This window comes from Clostridium gasigenes (genome assembly GCF_017348895.1).
GTDB lineage: Bacteria > Bacillota > Clostridia > Clostridiales > Clostridiaceae > Clostridium > Clostridium gasigenes.
In genome coordinates this window covers 1,827,783-1,848,596 of the sequence record NZ_CP071376.1, presented here as the reverse complement: position 1 = coordinate 1,848,596, position 20,814 = coordinate 1,827,783, and the positions used below count along the sequence as shown (strand labels likewise).

Genomic DNA, 20,814 nt, shown 5'->3' with positions numbered 1-20,814 from the left:
TGTACCCTGAAAATACAGATCAAATCTACATTTATATTAACTTTAAATCAATCCTTATCGCATACCATGTAAATCGATTACATTCAAATTTTACCATATTAAAAAGTACTTGAACAAGTGTAGTAATTTTAGATAATATGAATAAACTATACATTTACTCTATTTTTCTTATTTTCTATAAAATACGGGAAATAGACTAAATGAATAATATTGCTAAAGCAACTGCACCTATAACCCCGGCATCTGTTCCTAGTTGTGCTGGTACTATTTTGCAGCCAGAAGTCATTGTTTTAAGACCTCTTTCATTAACAACTTCTCTAACTTTTTCAAAAACTACTTCACCAGCTTTTGAAACTCCACCACCTATTACTACAATATCTGGGTCAAAGGTATTAATAATATTTGTTACTCCAATACCTAAATATCTTAAAGCATTATCTCTTATAGAAATTGCAACTTTATCTCCCTCTTCTGCTTCTTTAAATACCTCATATGATGTTAATGTCTTATATTTCTTTAAACTTGTATCAATATTACTCAGCACTGCATCTTTTGCTCTTCTTGCTATTGCTGTTCCTGATGACAAAGCTTCCAAGCAACCTAGATTTCCACAATTACATCTTGCACTACTAAATGGATCCACAGTTGTATGCCCAACTTCTAAAGCATTTGTTGTTCTTCCTCTATATACTTGTCCATTAAGAATAGCTCCCCCTCCAATTCCAGTACTTACAGTTATATAAATCATATTTTCTGTACCGGCTCCAGCACCAAACATAAATTCACCAATGGCTGCTGCATTTGCATCATTGTCTAAATAAACAGGAATATTAAATTTCTCCTTTATGGGTGTTACTAAATCAAAATTTGTAAAGGGAAGATTTGCAGGCTCTATTATAATGCCCAATCTTGCATCTAATGGTCCTGGTGCACCTATTCCAATCGCCTTAACATCTTCTTTAGTGATATCTCTATCTATCATCACTTTATCAATTAATCTTATTATTCTACTTAATACTGCACTTTCACCTTCACTTGCATTAGTCTCAACTACTTGAGTTTCAATTATATTGCCTGATAAATCTGATAATGCACAACTTATTTTAGTTCCACCTAAATCTACTCCAATTATATACCTCATACTAATATCCCCCAATCTATTTTCACACCCCTGGGGTGTTATTTTATACATTTATTCCATAAATTACACCCCAGGGGTGCTATAGTTAAAATCCGTTATTTTTTGAAACCTCTTTCATCCAGTGTCCTGATTTTTTGATGGTTTTTTCTTTAGTTTCTAAATCTAGTGATATAAACCCATATCTATTTTTATATGCATTATTCCATGACCAACAATCAATTGGTGTCCATAAATGATATCCAAAGCAGTTTGTTCCAGCTTCAATACCTTTATGTAACCACTTTAAATGATCTGTAATAAACTCTATTCTATAATCATCTTCTATTATTCCTTCAGCATTTTTAAACTTTGATTCTCCTTCTACTCCCATTCCATTTTCTGAAACATACCATGGTATATTTTTATAATTATCTCTTATGTTAATTGCCACATCATACATAGCTTCAGGGTATATTTCCCATCCTCTATGTGGATTTATTCTTTTTCCTGGCATATCGTATCTTTCAAAATACTTCTCTGGCATCCATCCATTAATTTTATCAAATTCAATTTCTCTTGCCATTATACGTGATGGTTGGTAGTAGTTAACCCCTAGGTAATCTACTGTATTTTCTTTTATTATATTATTTTCCTCTTCGTTGCACTCCCACATAACATTATCTTTTTTAAATATTTCAACTAATTTCTCTGGGAAAGTTCCATGTACCGCTGGGTCTAGGAACATTCTATTAAAGAACATATCTGCAATATTTGAGGCTTTTATATCTTCTTCTGAATTACTTCTTGGGTATGATGGTGTAAGGTTTAATATTGTAGATATTTTTCCACCATTTTTATCACACCCAAGGTCTCTAAATTCTTTAATTGCCTTTGCTGAAGCTAACGCTAAATTATAAGAAGCTTGCACTGCTCTCTTTCCATTAACAACACATGGATAATGGTGTTTATATAAATATTGACCTTCAATTATAACTATAGGCTCATTGAATGTTGCCCAATGTTTAACTCTATCACTAAACAGTTCAAATGCTTTTCTTGCAAACTTGGCAAATAAATCTACAACATGTTTTGATTCCCATCCATTATACTTTTCATATAATTCTACTGGTAAATCAAAGTGATGTAAATTCATAACAGGTGTAATTCCAAGGCTTAAGCATTTGTCTATTACAGCATTATAAAATCTAACGCCATCTTCATCTACCTCGCAGGTTTCTAAATCTTTTATAAGTCTTGTCCATTGCATCGAAGTCCTAAAAGAATTTAAGCCTATCTCTTTTAACATTTCTAAATCTGATTCATAACTATTATAAAAATTTGATGCTACATTTGGTCCTACCTCATTAAAAAACTTATTAGGCTCTATATCAAACCAATAATCAAATACATTTTTATGAGGCTTATTAAACCTACCTTCACATTGTGGACCTGATGTTGCAGCTCCCCACCAAAAGTCTTTTGGAAAAATCTTATTCATATGCTTACCTCCATATTGGTTAATAATTTAAATTTTCTAATCTATATACCTTTCTATTAGTGATCTGAAAGAAAATAATAGACTAGCAAATTTGTCTATTATTTATTTTTTCATAACTTATATAAAAACAAACTCTACGTAAACACATAGAGTTTGTTTTCTTTTGCTATATTTCTACTTAGTCTTTTTCCATTCATCTATTTGTGTTTGCATTTCTGCTATAACCTTATCTAATCCTTGTTCTTTTAACTTATTATTTAATTTTCCTAAGTATTCTTCAATATCAACTGATCCACTATACAGTGTTGCTTTAAATTCTTCTAAAACATTATTTACAGCTGCTATTTCATTACTTACTTTTGATGTATCAAATTTAAACCCTAAAGCTGGTGAACTCTTTGCTGAATTATTAAATGCTCTAAATTCATCCCATTTAGTTAATGGTTCATTACTTAAAACATCTGTAATAAATAAGTTTCCTAACGTGTAATATCCAACTTCATAGTTCTTTCTGTTGGCTTCTATTAGTTCAATTTGACCTTCGCCCATTTTGTTGTAATGAGTACCTTCAATACCATAGTTTAATAAATTTCTTAATTCTTTATCAGTATTTAAAAGGTTTAAGAATTCTACTGATTTTTCTTTATTTTTAGAGTTACTTGATACTGCTATCATTGATCCTGTTGTTGATCCATTTGTTATAAATGAATCCATAATTGGAGTTGCTACTACTTCATATTTTAAATCTTTAGACCAAAGAATTTCTGCGTAAGGTTGTCCGTCACCTTTAGTTGCAAATCTCTTAATTGATTTATCATCTTGAGCTGTAGCTGAATCTGCATTTATATATCCTAATTTATAATATTTTCTTAAAGTTTCTAAATCTTTCTTCATTTGATCTGTTTCAAACATATTTTTTATAGTTAAAGTATCATCTCCATGTTCCACTCCAATTGGATCAACTAATTGATCAAAGTATTGTGGTCCGGAGAACCCCTTAGTTATATATAAAGGTACTATATTTGGTTCATTTTCTTTTATAACTTTTAACCACGGTTCTAAATCTTGCAAGGTATGAAGTTCTTTATATGGTATATTATACTTATCTATATATTCTTTAGTAAATACCCACATTGGAGCTGTTGATATTTCTTTTTGGTTAGGTACTGCATATATTTTTCCATCAATAGTTGCTCCATCCCAAAATCTTTGGTCTATTGTAGCCTTCATATCTTTGCCTGTTGTTTCTAAATATTCATTTAATTCTAAGAAACCACCTTTTCTAGCATTACCCAAATAATCTCCAGCCCATGAGCATGTAAATCCTAAATCAAAGTTTTCTCCAGAGTTTATTATAACGCCCATCTTTTGTGTATAATCTCCATAATCAATAAATTGCATATCTATAGTTACATTCATTTTATCTAATAAATATTTATTTGCTTCTTCTTGTACTACTTGTAAATCCTTAGGTTCTGCACCAATTGTGTACCACTTTAGTTTAACAGGTTCATCACTCTTACTTCCTGACGTAGATCCACTGCAACCAGTAAATATACTTGCTGACATAATTCCACAAGCAGCCAAGGCTATTAATTTTTTAACTTTTTTCATTTTATAGTCCTCCCCCTTATTTTTAAACGTTTTAATAACGTTTACAAGATAATTATAATGCATATTTTTATGCTTTTATAGTGAACTTTTTTAATATTTAGTCTATTAATTCTATATAGTTTCCACACCAGTTATGAAAATAATCCCTTACAAATGGAGGACGCGTTTCACGCGCGCCCCCTTGTACATTAAACTTATACTATTTTAACTTAACTTTAAATGTTAATATTTCATATGGCTTAATTGTAAAGTCAATTTTATTTCCAGTTGCATTAATAGTTTCTAAATCTCTTTCCATTAAGTTACATTCACATATTTCTTCAATATCTTTAAAGAATTCTAATGTAGCATTTGTTCTCTTATTATGGAATTCGTACATTCTTACTATTAAGTGGTCTGTATCTTCAGCCTTTTTAACAACTTCTATAATAATATTATTTTTATTTACATTAACTAAGCTTATATTTTCTGCAAGCTTACCTGCATGGGCTTCTTCAACCTTAGTGTATAAAGGTACATTTAGCTCATATGCTCTTTGAGTTGTATCTGCTTCTTTCCAAGTTCCAACATGACTGTATAGTGAATAAGTGAAGTAATGTTCTTCTTTATCCGCTGCTGGGTTTGGATCTGAAGTTGATTTAAGTAAGGTTAATCTCATATTACCTTCTTTAATATCATGTCCATATTTACTATTGTTAAGGATTGATACTCCAAAATCTCCTTCTGAAATATCTGCCCATTTGTGAGCGCAAACCTCAAAGCTTGCAACTTCCCATGAAGTGTTATTATGAGTTGGTCTTGTAACATTTCCATATTGTATTTCAAAAGTTGCTTCTGAAGCATTCGTATCAATTGGGAATGCTGCCTTTAATAATATATTTTCTTCTTTCCAATCAATATATGTGTCAAAATCAATTCTTCCAAGGTCATTATATACATAAATTTTTTGTATAATAATTGATTCTAAGAACTTTCTTTCAATCTTTAAAGTACTTCTTACAGGACCTTCTTCTATAACTTCAATATTTTCTATATTATCTATTTTCCACATTTTCTCTTTGTAATATATATCTATATCCCAGTTATCAAAGCACATAGGTTTATCTTCAAATGCTTGAATTTCATTTCCTATAGCTCCATTTTTTAATACTTCTCTATTTGCTACTTTATCAATAAATGATATTATTTGTCCCTTATCATCAAACTTAACTGCAAAGAACTTATTTTCTCCACCATTAACAGTTAAACTTACTTTTTCTTCACTAATTTTGCTATTTTCAACTATTTTAAAAGTTGTATATCCATTAGCTGGAATGTTAGTTGCAAAGAATATGGCCTTATTATCAGCTATTCTTTGACATACTATTTCTTCGCCATTATTATCTACTACTGCTGGATTTATTATATCTTCTGGCACTTTAAATGTAGCTATATCATTTCTTTCAAATCCTAAAGTATTTGATACAACAACACTTCTATCTTTTATATTTATTTTAGAAGCTAAATATTCTACACCCTCATTAACTAATTTAGTTCCATTTTCAAGTAAAGCTTTATATTCAACTTCAGTTACATCATAAACTTCCTTAATTGAAGACCCTGGTATTATATCATGGAATTGATTTAATAAAACTGTTTCCCATGAATCTCTTATGCTGTTATATGGATAGTTTTTCCCTCCTAACATTGCAAGTGAATTTATCTTTTCCGCGGATGTATATATGTTTTCACAAGCTCTGTTATCTCTCTTATTTCTAGCCATTGAAGTATATGTTCCTCTATGGTATTCAAGATATAATTCTCCAACCCATTTTGGTAACTTTTTATTTTCTCCAACTTTTTCTTCTAATCTCTTAAAGTAATCTAATGATGTTCCCATTTTAACTCTTGGAGCTCCTGGGATACCTTTAGCTAATCTTCTTCCATTTTCAAGCATTTCTAAAGTAGCACCACCGCCACCATCTCCCCATCCAAATGAAACTAAAACATCATTATTTATGTTTTTGTTTTGGTATCTTCTCCAAGATCCCATTATTGCATCTGGTTGAATGTGTCCATTATAAGTTGTGAAGTGAGATTCTTTTTCTTGTCCTGGCCCTGTTGTAGTTATAAAGTGAGTTAATACTTCAGTTCCATCAATTCCCTGCCACATGAATGTGTCATTTGGGATTTTATTAAATTGATTCCAAGCTATTTTTGTTGTCATAAAATAATTTACATCAGATTTCTTTAATATTTGAGGTATTGCTGCAGAGTAACCAAATACATCTGGTAACCAAAGTATTTCATTATCAACATTAAACTCTTCTTTAAAGAATCTTTTACCATGTAATATTTGTCTTACCAAAGATTCTCCAGATGTTACGTTACAATCAGCTTCAAGCCACATAGCTCCTTCTGGTTCCCAAACGCCTTCTACAATTTTCTCCTTAACTTTCTTATAAAGCTTTGGATGATCTTCTTTTAAGAATTTGTAAAGTTGAGGTTGTGATGACATAAACACATACTCTGGATATTCTTCCATTAACTTAAGAACTGTTGAGAAACTTCTCTCAACCTTTTCTCTTGTTTGTGCAACTGTCCATAACCAAGCAACATCTATATGAGTGTGTCCAACACAAGTAGCAATAACATCTTCATGTCCACATAATGCTCCATAAAACTTCTCATTTAAATAATCGTTTGTAATAATTACACTTTCATCATATTCCTTTGATTTTGGGCGTCTCAAATCAATTAAGTTTATAGCATCATTTAAAACTGTTATCATATCTATTCTGTTTTTATCTTCTTTATCTAACTCCTTGCAAACTCCAACTGGTACTTTCAAGTTGAAATATAGCTCTCTTGCAGCCATATCTATTACTACTAATTTACCATGTAATGTAGCTTTCTTATCTGCAAGCATTCCTGCATATGCATGTAAATCTATTTTATATATTGTGCCAGCTACTGCATTATGAATTAATATAACTTCTCTATGATTTATATCAACACCTTGTATTTGTTCTCCGTTAACATATACACTAAATTGTGGATTTGTTGCATCCCATCCTTCATCAAAGGTATGGAAGTGTAATGCTATAGTTTCTCCCTCAAAGTTTTTTGGAACTTCTACTTCACATTTAAACCAACCATGACAATCCTTACCACCCCAAAGGTCTTCTGTTTTAAATTCTCTCCAGCCATCAGCTGGAGCTTCTTTAATTCCATCTATATTATGATAATTTCCATCTATATACATATATTTTTCAAGTTTAATCGCATCTCTATATACATGCTTCGCTATTTCCTCACAAGTTTTTTCAATTCTTTCTAATAAATAATACATAATTATACACCTCTTATATTCTTATATTTTTGTTTATTCTTATTAATTTACAGTTGAAATTTTTACTCTTTTACTGCCCCAATAGTTAATCCTCCAACAAAATATTTTTGGAAGAATGGATAAGCAAATAAAATTGGTAATGTAGTTATTACTACTATAGCCATTTTAGCCGTTTCTTTTGGCATTTTACTAGCAGCTTCAATTGCTCCAGTTCCCATAGTTGTTGCATTATTTGCCAAGAACTCCATAGAAGTTTCCATCCTTACAAGTAAATACTGCAACGGTATCAGGCTGTTATCATCAATATATAACATAGCATTAAACCAATCATTCCAGAATCCAAGTGTTAAAAATAACCCTATAGTTGCAATCCCAGGCACTGATATAGGTAAAACTACTTTTATAAATGTTACCCACTCTGATGCTCCATCAATTTTTGCAGCTTCCACAATTGCATCTGGTACTGTTGTTTTGAAAAATGTCCTAAGTATTATTATATTAAATGAACTTACACATATAGGAAGTATAAGTGCTAATATATTATCCTTTAATCCTAAACACCTTGTAACTACCAAGTAAGAAGCCACCATCCCACCTGAGAATAACATTGGTATAAATATTAACTTTGTAAAGAATTTTCTATAAATAAAACTCTTTCTTGATAGCGCATATGCGTATGTTGACATTATTGCAAGACCAAGTAAAGTTCCACTTATAGTTACTATTATAGTTATTCCATATGCTGTGGTTATTTGACTACTTGATGTGAAAATATATTTATAAGCCTCTAAACTCCATTCAGCTGGCCAAAATTTATATCCATTAATTAGAAGTGATTGCTCACTTGTTAATGAAATTATAAGCACAAATATAAATGGTATTATAGCTATAGCTGCTAAAATAGCAAAGAATATATTTAATCCTACATTTGTCCCTCTTGATACTGAATTAAATCTACTTACCTCCTCTACTGGCTTTTTACTTTTTCTTTTTTTCTTAAATATTGGTTTCCTATTTGATAGCTCTAACATAACGTGTCCCACCTTTCTTTCTAGAAGAATGCATTATCATTATCAATTTTTCTAACTATTCCGTTTGTTACTAGTATTAATACAAGACCTACAACTGATTGGTATAATCCCGCAGCTGAACTCATTCCTATATTCCCTAAGTTCATAAGCCCTCTATATACATAAGTATCTATAACATTTGTTACAGGGAATAATGCCCCTGAGTTTTTAGGTAGATTATAGAATAATCCCATATCCCCTCTAAACATTCCTCCAACTGAAGTTATAAACATTATTATTAATATTGGTTTTAATAATGGAATTGTTATGAATTTTATTTGTTGCCACTTAGTAGCTCCATCAATCATAGCTGCTTCATAATAGGTTTTGTCTATACCACATATCGCTGCTAGATAAACAACTGTTCCATAACCCATAGCTTTCCATTGACTCATAAATATTATTATAAATGGCCAGTATTTAGGTTCTGTGTACCAGGATACTGTATCCATACCAAGGTTTGTTAATATTCCATTTACGAAACCTTGTCCCGGGCTTAAGAAAGCATATAAGAAATAACTAACTACAACCCATGATAAAAAATATGGCAGAAACATTGCACTTTGATAAAACTTTGCTGCTCTTTTATTTAAAATTTCTTTTAGTAGTATGGCTAATGTTACTGGTATGGCTAGTCCAAGTACTATAAATACCAGATTATATGCAACTGTGTTCCTCGTTATAAGCCATGCATCACTACTTTGGAATAAGAATTTGAAGTTATCAAGACCTACCCACTTGCTCGTTATTAAACTTTGCATGAACCCACCATTTATTTTCCAATCCTTAAATGCTACTATAACTCCAAACATTGGTAAATATGCGAATATTAAAAACCAAAGTGCTCCTGGAACTGTTAACAATAGAAGTTCTCTATTTTCTTTTATTTTTTTTAATTTTGATTTTTTATTAACTTTAATTATCTCTACATTTTTATTCATATTATCACTCGCTCCTTTATATATTCTTCTTTGTAAACGTTTCTTTTATTATATAAAATATATCACACCCAACCCGGTCTTTTAAAGTTGATTTTTTTTAGGTTTAGTGTATAAATTAGATATTTATTATTTGTTTAGAAATAACTCATCTAATTTTCCACAAAAAAAAACTCCTGTTAGGGAGCGTAAAATAAATAACTAGTCAAAGATTCTTAGGCTTTTTGGCCCTGCCCGCCTTTGGTGTGTAATAGACAAGGAAGTAAATTTAGTTATTAATTTTACTATTCCTTAGTAATTTTTTATTTCCCTTAAAGTAGATGGACACACCCCATAATACTTCTTAAATTTTCTATAGAAATAACTTGTATCTGTATATCCTACAGCTTTAGCAATATCATTTATTTTCATATTAGTATTTAATATTAACTCTTTAGCCTTAATATTTTTAGTGCTATTTAAGTATTCTGAAAATGAAACCCCTAGCTCTTTTGTAAATACCTGTCCTAAATATGAACTATTTATATTATATTGACAAGCAAGGGTCTTTAAACTAAGCTCTTCATAATATTTTTCATTAACACTTTTCATAATTTGAGATATAACAGGACTATATTTAATTGTGTTTACATTCATTAATAATAAAAGTTCTTCGAGTTCACTAATTAGAAAAGTCTTTACATTATCCCTAGTACTTTCATTGCAAAGTTCCACTATAGTATTGCTTAAGCTATCTTTACTATACTTATTATCAAGCTTAAACTCTTCTGATATTTTATCTGCACAAAATATTATCTTTATTGATAAATCATATATATTTTTAGGTGTTAATTTACAATCATCAAATAACTCTATTATATAACTTTGCAATTTTTCATTGTTTTTTTCTATTATTAACTTATTTATTACTTCTATTTCCTTAGAAAAATTTCTCTTATTATCTTTTATATTAGCAATATCAGCTTTGCATAAACACACATTAGAACCTTCTGTTAAAATATACTTTTTAAGCTTATTTGCAACACTGTAACTTTCTTTTAATTTATCTATACTATCTACTAAATCTCCTACACCAATAAAAATATCAGTGTTAAGTTCGTCTAGTAGATTGATCTTTATAGACTGAAAATAATTCATAACATCTTTAATAGTATTATTTTCATTCCATGAATTCACTACTATTACTTGTCCATCATAGTTTTTTATTACCTCACACTTACCATAAGTGTTTTTCTCAATAATATCAATTATATTAATATTTTCTTTATTATCCCTTTGCCCAAAAGTTATACTACTTACTGTATATCTTTTTTCATTTAACCCTATATTAATAACTTGATGTATTTTACTTAACCCAGCCTTATCTATCTTTCCATTTATAAATTGAATAAGTTTTCTATTTTTATCTAACAATAAACTTTGTGTTTCTTTTTCCATATTCATTGTATTTACAATTTTTATTAACGCCTCTTCCAACTCTTCTTCATTAATTGGTTTTAATATATAATTTTCCACCTTATACTTCATAGCAGTTTTCGCATATGAAAACTCATCATATCCACTTAATATTATAAATTTAACATTTTCATCTATAGCTTTAATTTGTTTTATAAGTTCAAGTCCAGTTACTTTAGGCATACTAATATCCGTAATTACAATGTTAACAGGATTTTTTCTAAACAGTTCTATTGCACTTATTGCATTATCAGCAGTTTGTATAACTTCTAATCCAATTTTATCCCATTCAATAATCTTTAATAACCCTTGTAATATTAATTTTTCATCATCAACTAGCATAACTTTATACATCTTTATCTACCTCTTTGCATGGTATTTTTATAACAACCATTACACCTTTATTTTTATTATTAATCAATTTTATTCCATAATCTTTTCCATACTTTATCACAATTCTTTCATGAGCATTTAAAAGTCCTATAGATTCCCCAAAATTAATTCTTGTCTTTAGCATTTCATTTATACTTTTAATTTTCTCTTCATCTATCCCAGCACCATTATCATTTATCCATATAACAATATCTTTATTTTCTATTCTTATTTCTATGCTTAGCTTATTATTATCATTCTCAAGTCTTATTCCATGAACAAAGTAGTTTTCTATAAGTGGCTGAATAGTAAATTTAATTATTTCTTTATTTAAAAGCTGTTCATCGCAATTTATAGTATACTCAAATTTTTCATCGTACCTAAATTTGAATATTTCTAAATATTTCTCGCAATATTCTAACTCACTCCTAATAGTTATAATATTTTTTTCTTTTAGTTGCCGTCTAAATAAAAAGGCTAATATATACAACATTTTTCCAACTTCTTTATCCCCATTACAAATAGCTTTCATTCTTATAGATTCTAATGTATTATATAAAAAATGTGGATTAATTTGATTTTGAAGAGCTACCATTTCGGCACTTTTTTGATTTAATTCTGCTAAATAGCTTTTTTCAATATGTTCGTTTAATTTTTTACACATATCATTAAAATTTTGAGAAATATAATTTATTTCATCATTTTCATTAGTTATAGGAATTGGAATATTAAGTTCTCCATTTTTAACCCTCTCCATTGCCAGTAATAAGGTATCTGTTCTATCACTAAGTTTTTTAAGCTTTATATAAAGCACACCTTCTACTATTATAAAAAGTAAAATATCTATAAAAAATAAAGAGCTAAAAAATTCTTTTGGTAAATTTCTCATTTTGACTTCCTGAGTCTTTACTATAGTTACTAATGCCGAGGCATTTACAGCTTTAGTTATATAATAATTTTTATCTAACTGAACTTCTTCCTTAGCCTCCATCACTTTTGAAAAATAAGAATATTTTTCATATTCATAATCATCATTAGAATCATAAACAACATTCTCATTATCATCTAATATCATAACTTCATATTTTTTTTCATAAGTACTAATAATTTTCTTAATTTTACTTAAATCATATGTACATATTATTTCACCTTTAGCTTTAAGTGTTGTTGGCTCTCTTATTTCTCTAATATACCTTATACTATTTTTTTGACACACAATATTAGAAAAGTTATATTCTTCTCCTAAGTAATCCCTTTTATTTTCTTTTACTTTTATTTGATTTCTTCTATTAAACGAGCTCTCTTCATCCCTACTATAACTAATAAATGAAATATTAATCAAAGCGTCATTCATATTAAATGAATCTTTGGTGAATTTTTCAATTCCTTTGTAAAAATACTCATTACTACTAGAAAATTTATCTAATTTTCGCTTTAAATATGTTATCCCATCCACATCTAAGAAATCAATTACATCATTAATAATATATTTATCATTATACATATTTTTAACTATTAAGTTTGTACTATTATTTATGTTATTTATTTCTTCATTTACATCATAGGCAATCTCTTGATTTATGTATAAACTATTTTTTTTAATATTAGTTAATTGTTTTTTTATAATATAAATATCTAAACTTGATATTAAAAAAATTACCATTATCATATAAACACCAAATATTCTTTTATATATCATAGATTTTTTTATACGCATTTCTTCACTCCTCTAACCTTAAGAATGTATAAATAAACAACTATATAAGTTGATATACATATTAAACTCTAGATACCTTAGATCTATACATCTAGCTGTATTAAATTAATGTAAATTACTAATTAGAACTTATATAGTTTTTTAAATCCCCTATGCTATTTACTGTTTTTTACAACATCTTCTATATTTCGACTCATAATTACATTTAACCATAATTAAAATTTAATGAAAAGGTTTATCTGTATGACATTTTATTGTTTTAGTGGACTTATTTTAGAATACTCTATGATTTGCACATAAAACTTTGAATTTTAACATTAATTATAATATACTTTATTATAATTAAAGTAAACTTTTACATAGGGGGCATTATTCATGGGAGACTTTTTTAATTTAGATAAAATCTTTGATATATTTAATTATATATTCTGGTTTTTTTTATTGAATCTATTTTTTATGATCTTAAATATACCAAGTGTATCATTCTTTCTCTTCCTCGGAATAAGTAATATTTCTTCATACTTCCCTTTGTTTTTAATATGCTTAATTCCTATTGGCCCATCATTAACATCACTACTATACTGCACTGGGAAATTAATTAGAAATAAAGATTTAAATATTATAAATGATTTTATTAAAGGTTTAAAATTAAACTTTAAACAAGCTACTTTCTTATGGTGCTTTGAACTAATAGTAGTATTTATACTTTATTCTAATATAAAATTTTTCTCTACTTCAAAATATAGTTTAGTTTCAACATGCTTATTTGCCTCACTAACCATTATTCTTTTATTAATGACACCCTATATATATATATTAATAAGTAGATTTACTATGACGAATATGTCCATTGTTAAATCTTCACTTATTCTAGTCTTTACTAGGCCAATTATTACTATATCTAATATAGTAATAATTATATTTTCACTTATTTTATTTGAAATGACCCCAGGTACAATAATACTATTTATTTCAAGTATATTTGCATTTTTACTTAGCTTTACTAATAAAGCATTGCTTCTTGAACTAGAAACAACTAAGACATCGTAGCATTTACATAAGGCTCAATCAAATAACAAGTCAAAAAATCTTACTAGTTATTTTTTTGAAGATACCTAACTACAAAACTTATTATACTAGGAGGACTTTTATGACTACTATAACAAATACTAAATTAGAGGTTATTAAATCTACAATAAGCGAAATAGGACAAAACTTAACCAACTCTATAGAAAATGAAAAACTTAAATCTATATTTTTAAATTGTTTTATTAATACAATAGAAACTACAGTTGATGTATCTTTTGATGATGCATTTGTAATAACAGGGGATATTCCTGCTATGTGGCTTCGTGATTCTACCTCTCAAATAGAACACTATTTACCTTTTATTAAAGATCACGTTGAACTTAAAGATATATTTACAGGGTTAATAAAAAGGCAAATGAAATGTATTCTTATAGATCCCTATGCAAATGCTTTTAACAAAGAAGCTAACGGTAAAAAGTGGGATAATGATTTAACAAAGGATAGCCCTTGGGTTTGGGAAAGAAAATATGAAATAGATTCATTATGTTACCCAGTTAGACTTATACATAAATATTGGAAAGAATGCGGTGATGCCACTTTCTTTAATGATGAAATAAGAAATATTTTTAATATTATTATTGATTTATGGAAAACTGAACAAAACCATTTTGAAAAATCTGATTACTCATTCCAAAGATTAAACTGCTCAAAAACAGATACTTTATGCAATGGAGGCCTTGGAAACCCAGTTTCATTTACAGGGATGACTTGGTCTGGTTTTAGACCAAGTGACGATGCTTGCCAATATGGATACTTAATTCCAGCTAATATGTTTGCTACTGTGGCACTAAGATATATAGAAGAAATTTCTGAAGTTATATATAAAGATTTAGAACTTAAAGAAAAAGCTAACTCACTAAGACTTGAAATTGAAGAAGGCATAAAGAAATTCGGTATAGTTCATAATGAAGAATTTGGAGATATTTATGCTTACGAAGTAGATGGCTTAGGCAACTATAACTTTATGGATGACGCTAACGTTCCAAGCCTTTTATCAATTCCATATTTAGAATTTAGAGGAATTGATGATGAAATTTATCAAAACACACGAAAGTTTATATTAAGCAAAAACAATCCATTCTACTATGAAGGTACTGTAGCTAAAGGGATAGGTAGCCCACATACACCACCCCAATATATATGGCATATAGCACTTTCAATGAATGGACTTACAACTAATAATACTCAAGAAATAAAAGATTTAATAAATATATTAATAAATAGCCATGGTGGTACAGGCTTTATGCATGAAGGATTCCACTGCGACAATTCAACCAAATTCACAAGAGATTGGTTTGCTTGGTCTAACTCACTATTTGCACACTTTATATATGATACTATGATAGAGAAAAAAATTAAATTATAGTTATTAATATACCCATGATCTAAGGCATTATAAAATAAACTTATTACATCATGGGTATATCAAAATTATAGATACCTTTAAAATGAAAATTAGTAATCTACCGAAAGAAAGATAGAGAAATAAATCTCTATCTTTAAATATCATATACAATTATTTAATATACTAATGACGCATGCTAAAGTTATACACTGCACCTATTAAATTAGCATCATTTGAATAAACGCATTTTCTAACAGTTGGCATTATCTTAGCTATTTTTGCTTGTTTTAATATAAGTTCTAGTTTTGCATTTATACAATCTACTAAATCTTCACGATCACTTATAGCTCCCCCGATAACAATTACTTCTGGATCATATACATATTGTAAATTGAATATTCCTAAAGCTAATTTATAATAAAATTCGTCAATTGCTCTTAAGCAATCCTTGTCTCCGTCTTTAGCCATATCAAATATTTTTTTCCCATCAATTTTACTAGTATCTATATTTTTATATTGAGCTACTCTTTTAACAATAGAAAAAGTAGATGCAACTTCACTATAATTTTTGACTGTTCCTTTTTCCATATCACTTTCCATTATCATATATCCAAATTCTCCACCATGTAGGTTAGTTCCTAAATGTGATTTCTTATTTTTTATAATTGCTCCACCTATACCTGTTCCACATACCAAAAAAAGTGCATCATTATTATCTTTTGCTGCACCCATCCAAACTTCTGCTAAAGCTGCGCAGTTAGCATCATTTTCCATAGACATATCTAAACCTGTAGCTTTTTTTAATATATTTCTAAAATTAGGTCCATGTATATATGGCACTGCTGATGCTCCATATATTATTCCCTCTTCATTATTAACAGCTCCAGGGCAACTTAAGCCTATCCCCTGTAATTTCATATTCTTTTTATATTTATCTACAACTTCAACTATTTTCGAAATAAGTATATCAAAGTCTTCTTTTGGTGTTTTAAACGATCCCTTGTCTAATATTTCTCCTTGTTCATTTACAAGTCCAAATTTAACTGAAGATCCTCCAATGTCAAAAGCAATATAATTTTTCATTTTTATTCCCCCCTATATATTTATCAACTACCCACCATTACTTATCTATTAAAATATTCATACTCTCCTTATTCTTGAGATATAATCTAGTAATTCTTCATTTAACACTAACTCATAAATCTTTGTGGTAGCTGACTCTTTTAATATAATCACTTGCTTATCACACTTTTCATATTTCTTAGTATAAACTTTTGATATTTTTGTGCCCTTATATCTATTTTGATTAAAATCATTTAAGCTTATAGGTATTTCTGCCTTATTAAGCTCTATACACTTTACTAATTTTCTTCTCTTTTTGTTTGATATTTTAAATATATCTAACTCATTATCTGTTATTCCATATTCATATTCTACATATATATTTAAAGTTGATATATAAATAATAAAATATAATACTATAAGTCCTATTGAAATTAAGCTACTAATAAATATATAACTTATTGTAGCGGCTATTAATATTCCATTTTTTATATTATTAACTAAAGATAATATTTTCGGATTATATCCATCTATAAACTGTTCATAATACATTTTAAAACCTCCATTATTTGGAACTTATTATGCTATATTAAAAATAGCAATACATTTCAAATACCGTTTACATATATTATTATAAGTTTTATTTTTTTAATGTTGTAGTGTATAAATTATATTTTAACTGTATAAACTCTAATCTTATTAAATTGAAGATAACCCTACCTATTGATTTATGTCATCCATTTACTCCAATTGTTTTCCATTAACCATAATTCTAGCATCATTAAATTCAAAACTACATGTAGTCAATGTTATAATTTTATCCTTTTCGCCTATATCTAATTTGTTTAAATGTAGTGATTTTACTTCTAATTTATTTAAATAAGTTAGATATGATTCTTTATTTGCAAAGTTATATTCTAAATATTCTTCTTTTGCATCGGTAACATATACAGAAAATATTTCATATCTTTTTATTTCATTATTACTCTTTAAAGTAATAATTTTATTTTTTTCAAAGAAATCCTGATCTTTAAATTTAGTTAAATTATTAAACATTGTTTTATTTTTCATATTATGCCCATAAATAATTATATTTGAATCATCTTTAATATCATTTCTATAATCCATAAAAATACTTCCTGAACTACTCTTTTCTTTTGTAAAATCATTATATAAGTAAAAATCATTATTATTACCTTGAACTACTGGATAATCAATATTTGTGCCTTCTACTGTAATCCATCCAACATAATCGTTATTCTTATTTTTAAAATTTTGATATAAATTATCTACTTTCACCTCTTCTGTTTTTATTTCATTTATTTTTGTTTCATCTATTTTCATCTTTTCTATTCTAATTTTCTCATATTTATTAGAATCATCAATATATCTATATATTTTTGCCACTACTTTATATGCACAAAAAAACAATATTAGTATTAATATTATATTTATTATTTTTTTCATTATTACACTTCTCCTATTAATTAAAATAAGGCATTGTAAAATAGATTAAATTTTAATTATTAATGCCTATTACTACAACTGAATGTAATTTATATATATATTTATTATACATATCTTTTTTTAAATATATAACATTTATTCCTTTTTATTCTCTTGAATTTTCTGTAATTTCAAAAATAGCAATTAGTTTTGCCACTTTTAGCCTCACTATGGGAATTGGCGATTTTCTAAATGTCTATAATGCAACAATCCAAATGCCTAAAAACTCAATTACTCAACTCTCAGGCTTTCATGCGTTTTGGTATTTTTAAAAAACTAATTAATATAGTAGCGCATAAAAAAATAACAAGTCAAATGTACTAACATATTGTCTTGCTATTTTTTATCGATTTTAATGCTTTATGGCATTATATATAATTTATTACCTTGAACTATATTTGCTTGTATGTCCTCAAATATCCTTTGAGCTTCTTCAACACTTTCATACATACCTAAAAAAGTTGCATTTATCAATGGATTATTACTAGTTATGCTACAATTAATAGTAACCTTTGCCTTCTTAACCTTTGCCTTTGCCTTATTTATGAAAATAAATTTTGATTCTATTAAAACTTCTTGACCTTGTACTCTAAACCACACTAAAATCATCTCCTATATAATTATTTATTAATGCACCTATTATAAACTGGTACTTCCTGTTATAGTTTGATATAACATCTGCTGATTAACGCGTAAGTAAATACTTAATTATGAAATAGTCATAGATGGATTTTATCTTTTTTTTAATCCCTGCTACAACTCTTATCATATTTTTTTCCTTTTCGTCAGATATAACCCTTTGTATTTTTCTCATATAAACATTTTTTTAAAATATTCAGTCCATTTTTTCTTATGTTCTAATTATACCATAACGCTCATTAAACTAATTAATGAATTCTTAATTAATTCAACTCTGTAAAATAATAATCAGCGTCTTCTAACATATTTACTATTTCATCTAACATGTCATATTTAACACGTTATCACTAGCCTCATCATCCTTGTTAAATCCAAAGCTTGTATAGCTGTTACTATTGCTCCCCCTATATCATCTATTTCTAAATCAATTCCACTTATTTCACAAGTTGTAAGATCTATTTTATCTAAAGAAGTTTTATTAAAGTATGAGTTAGTTAAATCAGTATCTTTCAAAACTATCTTTTCATTCTTAACTTGCTGAAATATTCCCTCTTGAAAGTTACATTCAATAATATTTACTGATTTAAACTTAGCAAAAGAAAAATTCGAATACTTTCCTAATACCTTTTGAAATAAAACATCCTTTAAATTACTTTCATCAAAAGTTGCTCCAAGTAGCTTACAATTAATAAACTCAACTCTATGTATACTCCCTCCACTAAAATTACTATTAGATAAATCACAATTTTCAAACTTAGCATCTAATAAATCTACATTTTTAAAAGAGCACTTATTGAATATTACATTCCTAAAAATACATGAATCTATAGTTATCCCTACATCTTTTTTATCCTCAATTGTTATATTTTCTATAAGCTTATTTTGAATTTTATCAGCTATAATTATCTCTTCATACATATTGTTTATATCTTCCAAATCATCTATAAACTTAGGTTTTTGTATCTTAACTAATTTACTCATTTACCCACATCCTTTACTAATAAAATTATAACATAATTGAATCAAGACATCTTTAGTTAATCTTTTATTATCAATAAATAACTTAAGTGTAAAGTCTAATTTATAAATTATAAACCTTTAGGGATTTTCAAAAAAATACCTATTGACTTCATTAAAACATTCACCTATAATCTACTTGATATTGATTATCAATAATATTTAAAAAGGAGCACTACCATGATTTTGATTTATTCATTAATTTTAGCAACAATTTCATCATTGCTTTTTACAACAAGTATTAAAAAGCATTATTGGTTTTATTACTCATTATCCGCATTTATAGCTATTAGTACAACAATTTATGAGATTTTAAAAATAACTTCTAATATGGAGCTTTATGGATCTATTTCTTATATTGAAAAAGCATCTATAAAAGGTATTTTTTCAATATCAATTTTTGTTTTAGTTATGTTTGCAGGCGCTTTACAATCGAGGTGGAAAATAACAAAAAAACTATTAATTATTAGAGGCGAGTTAGCTATTATAGCAGCTATCCTTCTATTGCCCCATGGAGTCATATACCTAGTTCGTTTTATAATGAAAATAATTGATCAAAAATTATCTGCAATTTATGTTGCATACGTGATTGTTGGAATTATAGGATTTATTATAATGATACCATTATTTATCACTTCATTAAAAAAAGTTAAGAGTAAAATGGACTGGCATCAATGGAAGAAATTGCAAAGAACATCTTACCTTTTTTACTTTATAACATATGTTCATATTTTACTTATATTGTTAAGCAAAAAAAATATAGATTGGATAAAGTTAATCACTTACACTACAATATTTACCTTATATGCAATATTAAGATTAATAAAATATAAAAATACTAGACAAGCTTAACTTATACTATTACATATTACTATTTCCATTAACATATATAAAACAACATACAATTAAGTCATACTAATAAATTAACTAAGTCACTTTCAAAAAAATAAGTGTTATAAAAAAGTTAAAAGGATAGATGTATAAACAAGTAATAATCTATGTGCAATCTCAACCATACTTAAAATAATCATATCAAATTCT

Annotated in this window: 16 protein-coding genes; 3 read left to right on the top strand and 13 right to left on the bottom strand. The window is 27.6% G+C overall.

Going from position 1 to position 20,814, the window contains the following annotated elements:
* Positions 1-196: 196 nt before the first annotated feature.
* From J1C67_RS08810 to J1C67_RS08775, 8 genes are all read right to left on the bottom strand, one after another.
* Positions 197-1,141, bottom strand: a complete 945-nt coding sequence (locus tag J1C67_RS08810; RefSeq protein ID WP_207253581.1) for an ROK family protein — start codon at positions 1,139-1,141, stop codon at positions 197-199.
* An 85-nt stretch (positions 1,142-1,226) separates the two neighbouring features.
* Positions 1,227-2,618, bottom strand: a complete 1,392-nt coding sequence (locus J1C67_RS08805) for a glycoside hydrolase family 1 protein (RefSeq protein WP_167865834.1) — start codon at positions 2,616-2,618, stop codon at positions 1,227-1,229.
* Positions 2,619-2,792: 174 nt separating this feature from the next.
* Positions 2,793-4,232, bottom strand: a complete 1,440-nt coding sequence (locus J1C67_RS08800) for an ABC transporter substrate-binding protein (RefSeq protein ID WP_167865835.1) — start codon at positions 4,230-4,232, stop codon at positions 2,793-2,795.
* A 199-nt stretch (positions 4,233-4,431) separates the two neighbouring features.
* Entirely contained in the window at positions 4,432-7,563 is a 3,132-nt protein-coding gene (locus J1C67_RS08795) for an alpha-mannosidase (RefSeq protein ID WP_167865836.1), read from the bottom strand.
* 62 nt (positions 7,564-7,625) lie between these two features.
* A complete protein-coding gene (locus J1C67_RS08790) occupies positions 7,626-8,594 on the bottom strand; it encodes a carbohydrate ABC transporter permease (RefSeq protein WP_167865837.1) in 969 nt (322 codons plus the stop codon).
* A 20-nt stretch (positions 8,595-8,614) separates the two neighbouring features.
* Positions 8,615-9,574 carry an ABC transporter permease gene (locus J1C67_RS08785; RefSeq protein WP_089966822.1) on the bottom strand — a complete coding sequence of 320 codons (960 nt, stop codon included), beginning with the start codon at positions 9,572-9,574 and terminating at the stop codon, positions 8,615-8,617.
* A gap of 288 nt (positions 9,575-9,862) precedes the next feature.
* Positions 9,863-11,380: a response regulator transcription factor gene (locus J1C67_RS08780; protein ID WP_167865838.1), complete on the bottom strand. Its 1,518-nt coding sequence runs from the start codon at positions 11,378-11,380 to the stop codon at positions 9,863-9,865.
* The gene (locus J1C67_RS08775; protein ID WP_167865839.1) at positions 11,373-13,115 is read right to left on the bottom strand and encodes a sensor histidine kinase; all 1,743 of its coding nucleotides are present in this window, start codon (positions 13,113-13,115) and stop codon (positions 11,373-11,375) included. Before J1C67_RS08775 ends, J1C67_RS08780 begins: the two co-directional genes overlap by 8 nt.
* A 375-nt stretch (positions 13,116-13,490) precedes the next feature.
* Here J1C67_RS08775 and J1C67_RS08770 point away from each other — a divergent pair, with 375 nt between their 5' ends.
* Positions 13,491-14,165, top strand: a complete 675-nt coding sequence (locus J1C67_RS08770) for a DUF624 domain-containing protein (RefSeq protein WP_167865840.1) — start codon at positions 13,491-13,493, stop codon at positions 14,163-14,165.
* 100 nt (positions 14,166-14,265) lie between these two features.
* A complete protein-coding gene (locus tag J1C67_RS08765) occupies positions 14,266-15,570 on the top strand; it encodes a glycoside hydrolase family 125 protein (RefSeq protein ID WP_167865841.1) in 1,305 nt (434 codons plus the stop codon).
* 162 nt (positions 15,571-15,732) lie between these two features.
* Here J1C67_RS08765 and J1C67_RS08760 read toward each other — a convergent pair whose 3' ends face one another.
* The 5 genes from J1C67_RS08760 to J1C67_RS08740 form a co-directional block, all read right to left on the bottom strand.
* Complete coding sequence (locus J1C67_RS08760) at positions 15,733-16,632, bottom strand: ROK family protein (protein WP_167865842.1); 900 nt, start codon at positions 16,630-16,632, stop codon at positions 15,733-15,735.
* A 57-nt stretch (positions 16,633-16,689) separates the two neighbouring features.
* Positions 16,690-17,163, bottom strand: a complete 474-nt coding sequence (locus J1C67_RS08755) for a hypothetical protein (RefSeq protein ID WP_089966834.1) — start codon at positions 17,161-17,163, stop codon at positions 16,690-16,692.
* Positions 17,164-17,352: 189 nt separating this feature from the next.
* Positions 17,353-18,078, bottom strand: coding sequence for a class B sortase (srtB, locus tag J1C67_RS08750; protein WP_167865843.1), 726 nt, complete (start codon positions 18,076-18,078; stop codon positions 17,353-17,355).
* Between the two features lie 399 nt (positions 18,079-18,477).
* Positions 18,478-18,717: a hypothetical protein gene (locus tag J1C67_RS08745; protein WP_089966838.1), complete on the bottom strand. Its 240-nt coding sequence runs from the start codon at positions 18,715-18,717 to the stop codon at positions 18,478-18,480.
* Positions 18,718-19,089: 372 nt separating this feature from the next.
* Positions 19,090-19,737 (bottom strand): pentapeptide repeat-containing protein, encoded by a 648-nt coding sequence (locus J1C67_RS08740; RefSeq protein ID WP_089966840.1) that lies wholly within the window; start codon positions 19,735-19,737, stop codon positions 19,090-19,092.
* Between the two features lie 216 nt (positions 19,738-19,953).
* Between J1C67_RS08740 and J1C67_RS08735 the strand changes: the two genes are divergently transcribed.
* The gene (locus tag J1C67_RS08735; RefSeq protein WP_167865844.1) at positions 19,954-20,625 is read left to right on the top strand and encodes a ferric reductase-like transmembrane domain-containing protein; all 672 of its coding nucleotides are present in this window, start codon (positions 19,954-19,956) and stop codon (positions 20,623-20,625) included.
* Positions 20,626-20,814: the final 189 nt, after the last annotated feature.